An 8534-nucleotide genomic window follows, 5' to 3' on the forward strand; every position below is an offset into this window, starting at 1 on the left:
TGCTCCTGCTGTTGCTCCTGCTGTTGCTCCTGCTGTTGCTCCTGCTGTTGCTCCTGCTGTTGCTCCTGCTGTTGCTCCTGCTGTTGCTCCCTTCTCCCGCCTGCGGGAGAAGGTGCCCGAAGGGCGGATGAGGGAACGCTTCCAAACACCCACAAAAAAGGCCGCCCGAAGGCGGCCTCAAACGCTCACACGCGTACGCGCGCGGGACGTGCTTACTTCACCAGCGCAGCGATCGCCGCACCCAGATCGCCCGGCGAACGGACGGTCTTGACGCCGGCGGCTTCCATCGCCGCGAACTTGCCTTCGGCAGTGCCCTTGCCGCCCGATGCAATCGCACCGGCGTGGCCCATGCGCTTGCCGGCCGGCGCCGAGGCACCGGCGATGAAGCCGACGACCGGCTTCTTGACGTGGTTCTTGATGTACTCGGCACCGGCTTCCTCGGCGTCACCACCGATTTCGCCGACCATGATGATGCCTTCGGTCTGCGGGTCTTCGTTGAACAGCTTGAGGCAGTCGACGAAGTTCAGGCCGTTGATCGGGTCGCCACCGATGCCGATGCAGGTGCTCTGGCCCAGGCCCACTTCGGTGGTCTGCTTGACCGCTTCATAGGTCAGCGTGCCCGAACGCGACACGATGCCGATCTTGCCCGGCTTGTGGATGTGGCCCGGCATGATGCCGATCTTGCATTCGCCCGGGGTGATCACGCCGGGGCAGTTCGGCCCAATCAGCACGGTGTCCGGATGCGAGCGGGTCAGCACGTTCTTGACGCGCAGCATGTCCAGCACTGGGATGCCTTCGGTGATGCACACGATGACCTTGATGCCGGCCGCAGCCGCTTCCAGGATCGCATCGGCCGCATACGGTGGCGGCACGTAGATCACCGAGGCGTCGGCGCCGGTGGCCTCGACCGCATCGGCCACGGTGTTGAACACGGGCAGGTTGATATGGGTGGTGCCGCCCTTGCCGGGCGTCACGCCGCCGACGACCTGGGTGCCGTACTCGACCATCTGAGTGGCGTGGAAGGTGCCCTGCTGGCCGGTGAAGCCCTGCACGATCACCTTGGTGTTCTTGTTAATCAAAACGGACATGGATAGTTCCTTCGGTGTCGTGAATCAGGCGGCGTTCTTGACAGCTTCGACGACCTTCTTGGCACCGTCGTTGATGTTGTCGGCCGGGATGATGGCCATGCCGCTGTCGCGCAACAGCTGCTTGCCTTCTTCCACGTTGGTGCCTTCCAGGCGCACCACGACCGGAACCTTGACGCCCACTTCCTTGACCGCGGCGATGATGCCTTCGGCAATCATGTCGCAGCGGACGATGCCGCCGAAGATGTTGACGAAGATGCCTTCGACCTTGTCCGAGGACAGGATCAGCTTGAATGCTTCGATGACGCGCTGCTTGTTGGCACCGCCGCCCACGTCCAGGAAGTTCGCCGGCTCGCCGCCATTGAGCTTGATCACGTCCATGGTGGCCATGGCCAGGCCTGCGCCGTTGACCATGCAACCGATGTTGCCGTCCATGGTGACGTAGTTGATGTCCAGCTCCGACGCGGTCACTTCGGTTTCGTCTTCCTGCGTCTTGTCGCGCATGGCGACCAGCTGCTTCTGACGGAACGCGGCGTTGTCGTCGCTGTCGAACTTGCCGTCCAGCGCATACAGGTTGCCGTCGTCCAGGATCGCCAGCGGGTTGATTTCAACCAGCGCCAGGTCCTTTTCGTTGAACAGGCGGTACAGGTTCACCATGATGCTGGCGAACTGGCCGGCCTGCTTGGCGTTCAGGCCGAGCTTGAAGCCGAAATCGCGGCCGTGATAGCCCTGCACGCCTTCGACGAAATCGACGTTGAGCGAATGGATCAGCTCCGGCGTTTCAGCTGCCACCTGCTCGATCTCCACACCACCCTCGGACGAGGCGATATAGGTGATGGTCTTGGTGCCGCGGTCGACCAGGATCGACAGGTACAGCTCCTTGACGATCTCACCGGCGGTGGTCACCAGCACCAGGTTGATCGGCAGCTCGACGCCGGCGGTCTGGTAGGTCGACATCTTGGTGCCGAGCATCTTGGCCGCTGCGGCCTTCACATCGTCGGTGGTCTTGCAGAACTTGACGCCGCCAGCCTTACCGCGGCCGCCCGCGTGGATCTGCGCTTTCACCATCCAGGGGCCCTGGCCCAGGGAATTGGCGACTTCAACCGCTTCGTCCGGGGTCGCCGCGACCTTGCCGGCCGGAACGGGGATGCCGTACTCGGCAAGCAGCTGTTTTGACTGGTATTCGTGGAAATTCATGCGTCACCGTGGGAAAAGGAAACGACCGCTGCGTGCAACGCAGTCCGCCTAGGCGGCACGTCATGGGACGCGAACGGGCCGCCTATTGTGGCCGACCACGCCGTGCGGCGCAAAATTCGCCGGAATTGGCCGAGCAATCGCAGACTTGCGCGCCGCCCGGCAATGTGCGCACACGCTGTGCATGCCGCCGCACCTGCCTATACTCGCGGCTTGTTATGGCGGGGAATCGGCTTGGCATCCAGCGCATCGCTCATCGACCGGATCCAGTCCGCGCCGCAGCGCGAGCTGTACTTCTTCTCGCTATACCGGGTGCTGGTGGCCGGCCTGATCGCCGCGCTGGTGTTCAGCCCCCTGTCCGACGCCATCCCGGAGCCGCGCTACCCCCGGCTGGGCGCGGCGGTGGCGATCGGCTACCTGTGCCTGGCCATCCCGCTACTGTTCTGGGGCCGCAACGAACGCCGGCTGACCGCCACTGTCCTGTGTGCGGTGATCGCCGATATCCTGGCCGCGACCCTGGCCACGCATGCCCTGCCTGGTGCCAGTGCGGGCATCGCGATGATGCTGCTGTTCAACGTGGCGGCCGCCTCGATCCTGCTGCGGCTGCGTTACGGCATGGGCATCGCGGTGCTCGCCAGCAGCGGCATGGTGCTCGAATACCTGTGGACGTTGCTCGAAGGCGGCGGCGCCACCCGGCCGCTGGCCGAGCTGGCCATGTTCGCCACCAGCTACGTGGCGGTGGCCTTCATCTGCGAACAGATCGCCTCGCGCGCGCGCAGCAACCAGGTGCTGGCCGAAGAACGCGGCGCGCAGGTCGCCAATCTGTACGAGATCAACGAGTTGATCATCCGGCGCATGCGTACCGGCGTGCTGGTGGTGGATGCGCACAATCACATCAGCCTGGCCAACGAAGCCGCACTGGCGCTGCTGGGCGATGGCGACCAGCGCAAGGCACCGACCGACCTGTCGCTGGCTGCGCTCACCCCGGAACTGGCGCGCCGGCTGCAACGCTGGCGCAGCGGCTGGCGACAGGAGGAAGCGCCACTGCAGCTCGGCGCCGACCGCCCCGAGGTGCAGCCACGTTTCGTCCGCCTGCTGGCCGACAGCGACCTGGTGCTGGTGTTCCTGGACGATGCCACGGTGGTCTCGCGCCGCGCCGAATCGCTGACCCTGTCGGCGATGGGCCGCTTCTCTGCCAGCCTGGCGCACGAAATCCGCAACCCGCTGGCGGCGATCAGCTACGCCTCGCAGCTGCTGGAAGAATCCCCGGACATCGGCGATGCCGACCGCCGCCTGCTGCAGATCATCCACCAGCAATGCCAGCGCACCAACGGCATCGTCGAAAGCGTGCTCGCGCTGGCCCGCCGCGAGCGCGCAAGTCCGGACAACCTGGATCTGGCCGCCTTCGTGCGCCGCTTCGTGGTCGAGTACCGGCAGACCCTGTCGATGGAGACCGACATCCTGGAGGCCAGCATCCAGGGCAATGCCGTGCATGCCTTGATCGACCCCAAGCACCTGCACCAGATCCTGACCGCGCTGGTGCACAACGCGCTCAAGTACGGCCGGGTCATGGACGAACCAGCGCGGGTGAAACTGCGCGTGGAGCGCATGGAGCGCATGGCGGTGATCGACGTGGTCGACCGCGGCCCCGGCATCCCGGAGACAGTGGCCGCGCAATTGTTCCGCCCGTTCTACACCACCTCCGAGCACGGCACCGGGCTGGGCCTGTATATCGCCCAGGAACTGTGCCGCGCCAACCAGGCGCAACTGGACTACGTGTCGGTGCCGGGCGGCGGCGCCTGTTTCCGGATCCTGTTGCAGGGGCCCAATAGCCTGCGCGGGAAATAAGCTGGATCGTCGCGTCATGCCAGCAGCAAGCCAATGGCGCTGTGGCCTGCGCTAGCGCTGCGATCGTGTCCGTGCAGCCAGCCGCTGCGCATCGTGCTGCGCCCGCGCACCATCGTGTGATCGCGTGAATCGTTACGCCCGGACCCGGCCGGCAATTGTCGACGGTCATCGCCGTGGGCTATCGTGCGCCACATGAACGAACCGAAAAGTGCCCTGGTTGTCGATGACGAGCGTGACATTCGCGAACTGCTTGTTCTCACCCTGGGCCGGATGGGCCTGCGCATCAGCACCGCCGCCAACCTGGCCGAAGCACGCGAGCTGCTGGCCAACAATCCCTACGACCTGTGCCTGACCGACATGCGGTTGCCCGACGGCAACGGCATCGAGCTGGTCACCGAAATCGCCAAGCACTATCCGCAGACCCCGGTGGCGATGATCACCGCGTTCGGCAGCATGGACCTGGCAGTGGAAGCCTTGAAGGCAGGTGCCTTCGACTTCGTCAGCAAGCCGGTGGACATCAGCGTGCTGCGCGGCCTGGTCAAGCACGCGCTGGAATTGAATAACCGCGACCGCCCTGCCCCGCCACCGCCGCCACCGGAACAGGCCAGCCGCCTGCTCGGCGATTCCAGTGCGATGGAAAGCCTGCGCGCCACCATCGGCAAGGTCGCGCGCAGCCAGGCGCCGGTCTACATCGTCGGCGAATCGGGCGTAGGCAAGGAGCTGGTCGCGCGCACCATCCACGAACAGGGCGCACGCGCGGCCGGCCCGTTCGTGCCGGTCAACTGCGGCGCCATTCCCGCCGAACTGATGGAAAGCGAATTCTTCGGCCACAAGAAGGGCAGCTTCACCGGCGCGCATGCCGACAAGCCCGGCCTGTTCCAGGCCGCGCACGGCGGCACGCTGTTTCTGGACGAGGTGGCCGAATTGCCGCTGCAGATGCAGGTCAAGCTGCTGCGCGCGATCCAGGAAAAATCGGTGCGCCCGGTGGGCGCCTCCAGCGAGTCGCTGGTGGACGTGCGCATTCTCTCGGCCACCCACAAGAACCTGGGCGACCTGGTCTCCGACGGCCGTTTTCGCCACGACCTGTACTACCGCATCAACGTCATCGAACTGCGCGTGCCGCCGCTGCGCGAACGCGGCGGCGACCTGCCGCAACTGGCCGCGGCCATCATCGCGCGCCTGGCGCATAGCCACGGCCGGCCGATTCCGCTGCTGACCCAGTCCGCGCTCGACGCGCTGGACCAATATGGCTTTCCCGGCAACGTGCGCGAGCTGGAAAACATCCTCGAACGCGCCCTGGCCCTGGCCGAAGACGACCAGATCAGCGCCACCGACCTGCGCCTGCCCGCCCACGGCGGCCATCGCCTGGCCGCCACCCCCGGCAGCGCCGCCGTCGAACCCCGCGAAGCGGTGGTCGACATCGACCCCGCCTCGGCCGCCCTGCCTTCCTACATCGAGCAACTGGAGCGCGCCGCGATCCAGAAGGCACTGGAAGAAAACCGCTGGAACAAGACCAAGACCGCAGCGCAGCTGGGCATCACGTTTCGAGCGTTGCGTTACAAGTTGAAAAAGTTGGGGATGGAGTAAAAGGCCGGGAGTCGGGATTGGGGAATCGGGAATCGTAAAAGCACAGGCGCCGCTTCGATGGTTCTTGCGGGACACACCGCCGTGGATTGGCTAATGCATTACCTCGCGGTGGCCCGCCGCAATCCTTGACGCTGTTGTCCAAACAAAAAAGCCTGGGACGTACAGGCCCCAGGCTTTTGCGATTCCCCAATCCCGATTCCCGATTCCCAGCACTCAGTCCTTCGTCACCCGGTTGATCTCGGCCAGGCTGGTCACACCGTGCGCGGCCTTGACCAACGCCGACTGGCGCAGGTCACGGATGCCGATACTCTGTGCCGCCTCGGCGATCTGCATCGCGTTACCGCCTTCCAGCACGATCGCGCCGATCTCGTCGGTCATCGGCATCACCTGGTAGATACCGGTACGGCCCTTGTAGCCTTCGGTGCACTCGTCGCAACCGACCGCCTCATACAGCTCGATCCCGGCAGCGATCTGCGCAGGCGTGAAGCCTTCGGCCAGCAACGCATGCTCGGGCAAGGTCGATTTGCGCTTGCAGTTGTTGCACAGGCGCCGCGCCAGACGCTGCGCGATCACCAGGGTCACCGACGAGGTGATGTTGTACGGCGCGATGCCCATGTTCATCAAACGCGCGATGGTCTGCGGCGCATCGTTGGTGTGCAGCGTTGACAACACCATGTGACCGGTCTGCGCGGCCTTGATCGCAATCTCGGCGGTCTCCAGGTCGCGGATTTCGCCGACCATGATGATGTCCGGGTCCTGGCGCAGGAACGAGCGTAGCGCCGCGGCAAAGGTCATGCCGCGCTTGTTGTTCTGCTGCACCTGATTGACGCCAGGCAGGCGGATTTCCACCGGGTCCTCGGCCGTGGAGATGTTGCGCGTCTCGTCGTTGAGGATGCCCAGCGCCGTGTATAACGACACCGTCTTGCCCGAACCGGTCGGCCCGGTCACCAATACCATGCCGTACGGCTTGTGGATCGCCTCCAGGAACAGCTTCTGCTGGTCCGCCTCGTAGCCCAGCTTCTCGATGCCCAGCTTGGCCGCGCTGCCGTCCAGGATACGCAGCACCACCTTCTCGCCGAACAGGGTCGGCAAGGTGCTCACACGGAAGTCGATCTGCTTGGTCTTGGACAGGTTGAGCTTGATGCGCCCGTCCTGCGGCACCCGCTTCTCGGCGATATCCAGCTGCGACATCACCTTCAGACGCGCGGCGATGCGCTGGTTCAGCTTCACCGGCGCCTTGGCCACGTTCTTCAACAGCCCGTCGATCCGCAAGCGCACCCGGTAGTCGTCTTCATAGGGCTCGAAATGGATGTCGGAGGCTCCCCGCCGGATCGCATCCACCAGCACCTTGTTGACGAACTTCACCACCGGCGTGTCGTCGCCCTTGGCATCGACCCCGGAATCCCCGCCGGCGCCCATGTCCTCATCCCCGGCCGACACGTCCAGGTCGCCCATGCCCTCGTCGTCGTCCCCGAGCGACGAGCCAAGCGCCGCATTGCTGGCTTGCCACTGCTCCAGGGTGCGACGGATCTGGTCCTCGTCGACCAGGATCGGCTCGACCACCAGATTGGTATGGAACTTGATGTCGTCCAGCGCCCGGGTCTGGGTCGGGTTGCTCACCCCCACGAACAACCGGTTGCCGCGCTTGAACAGCGGCAGCACCTGGTACTTCTGGAGCAACTCTTCACTGACCAGCTTGACCGCGTTCTGGTTGGCGTCGAAGACCGACACGTCCATCAACGGCATACCGAACTCTACCGCGTTGGCGGCCGCGAGCTGCGCGGCTGTTACAAGCTTCTTTTCGGCGAACCATTGCGGCAAAGGAACCTTGGCCTGGGTTGCATGATCCATTGCCGCACGTGCACTCGCCTCATCGAGCGCGCCATCCTGAACAAGGCGCCGCGCAATGCCGGTAATCCCAACTAGATTTGAGCTGATTGCAACGTTCATGGCAAAACTCCTACGCAGACATAGCAACTTAACTAACTACATCAGTTTCGGCAATCTGACGGCACGTAGCTAGCTGGTCCGGAAACATGCCGGCAAGTCCAGACTACCGGGCGATCTGAGTTGTAGCTGGGTACAAGTGAAAGAGTGACCGAACCGGCAACGCTGGTAGTGACGACCGTAAGAATTCCTGCACCCTGGCACGTAAAGGAAGACACATTCTTAGTAGGTGACGAAAGCCCGCTCACCCCCGCACATGCAGTATTGGTCAAAGCATTTTCGTTATTGACATTCTGCGTCACCGCCGCTTTAGCAGAGTCAGCCAAAATAATTGCCTCCGACACGCGCGCCTTGATTACGTAACTCTGATAGGCAGGCAGAGCCAACGCGGACAATATCCCCACGATCGCTATAGCAATCATCATTTCGAGCAAGGTGAAACCGTTTACCCGGCTCATAAATCCCTCTGTTCGAAAGCCACGACGAATGCCTCACGCAAAGAGGCCCCGCGTTTGCGAGGCCTCTTAATCAATAGGCTGCTACTGCACCTAAATTAACGGCGGCACTCAGCCGGGTAGTACTTAGCTTGGCTACCACTACCAGTGCAAGTCCAGGTGGTACCAACCGCCGAATTGGCGGCGCCCGGCGTCGGCGCGTATGTCAAGATGGTTCCCTTGGTACGAACTGCGTCACCAGTGACGACAATATTCCCGGAAGCAGGGGTGCACGCAATCGAGGCCATATTGGTCGTAGCTGTGGTCGCACCAACGCCTGTGCAGGCATTAGCGGGCAACTCACCACCATTATTAGCTATATTTTCTGCTACCGTGGTCTTGAAGGAGCTAGCCATCACAGCCAGTTCCGTGACGCGCA

Annotated in this window: 7 protein-coding genes; 2 read left to right on the forward strand and 5 right to left on the reverse strand. The window is 63.7% G+C overall.

The features are described 5' to 3' along the window. Window positions 1-212: 212 nt before the first annotated feature. The gene (gene sucD, locus ABQZ09_RS04790; protein ID WP_005921370.1) at window positions 213-1088 is read right to left on the reverse strand and encodes a succinate--CoA ligase subunit alpha; all 876 of its coding nucleotides are present in this window, start codon (window positions 1086-1088) and stop codon (window positions 213-215) included. A gap of 24 nt (window positions 1089-1112) precedes the next feature. Next, the gene (gene sucC, locus ABQZ09_RS04795; RefSeq protein WP_039405518.1) at window positions 1113-2282 is read right to left on the reverse strand and encodes an ADP-forming succinate--CoA ligase subunit beta; all 1170 of its coding nucleotides are present in this window, start codon (window positions 2280-2282) and stop codon (window positions 1113-1115) included. 231 nt (window positions 2283-2513) lie between these two features. Here sucC and ABQZ09_RS04800 point away from each other — a divergent pair, with 231 nt between their 5' ends. Next, on the forward strand, window positions 2514-4127 hold the full coding sequence (locus tag ABQZ09_RS04800) for a sensor histidine kinase (RefSeq protein ID WP_349776238.1): 1614 nt from the start codon (window positions 2514-2516) through the stop codon (window positions 4125-4127). Between the two features lie 192 nt (window positions 4128-4319). Next, window positions 4320-5714 carry a sigma-54-dependent transcriptional regulator gene (locus tag ABQZ09_RS04805; RefSeq protein ID WP_016901261.1) on the forward strand — a complete coding sequence of 465 codons (1395 nt, stop codon included), beginning with the start codon at window positions 4320-4322 and terminating at the stop codon, window positions 5712-5714. 213 nt (window positions 5715-5927) lie between these two features. Here ABQZ09_RS04805 and pilB read toward each other — a convergent pair whose 3' ends face one another. The 3 genes from pilB to ABQZ09_RS04820 form a co-directional block, all read right to left on the reverse strand. Next, window positions 5928-7664, reverse strand: coding sequence for a type IV-A pilus assembly ATPase PilB (pilB, locus tag ABQZ09_RS04810; protein WP_104559900.1), 1737 nt, complete (start codon window positions 7662-7664; stop codon window positions 5928-5930). Window positions 7665-7705: 41 nt separating this feature from the next. Then, the gene (locus ABQZ09_RS04815) at window positions 7706-8119 is read right to left on the reverse strand and encodes a pilin (RefSeq protein WP_266103781.1); all 414 of its coding nucleotides are present in this window, start codon (window positions 8117-8119) and stop codon (window positions 7706-7708) included. A gap of 95 nt (window positions 8120-8214) precedes the next feature. Continuing rightward, the gene (locus tag ABQZ09_RS04820) at window positions 8215-8520 is read right to left on the reverse strand and encodes a pilin (protein ID WP_349776347.1); all 306 of its coding nucleotides are present in this window, start codon (window positions 8518-8520) and stop codon (window positions 8215-8217) included. Between the last annotated feature and the right edge of the window lie 14 nt (window positions 8521-8534).

Origin of the sequence: Xanthomonas sp. WHRI 6106 (genome assembly GCF_040202405.1) — a bacterium.
Classification (GTDB): domain Bacteria; phylum Pseudomonadota; class Gammaproteobacteria; order Xanthomonadales; family Xanthomonadaceae; genus Xanthomonas; species Xanthomonas cannabis.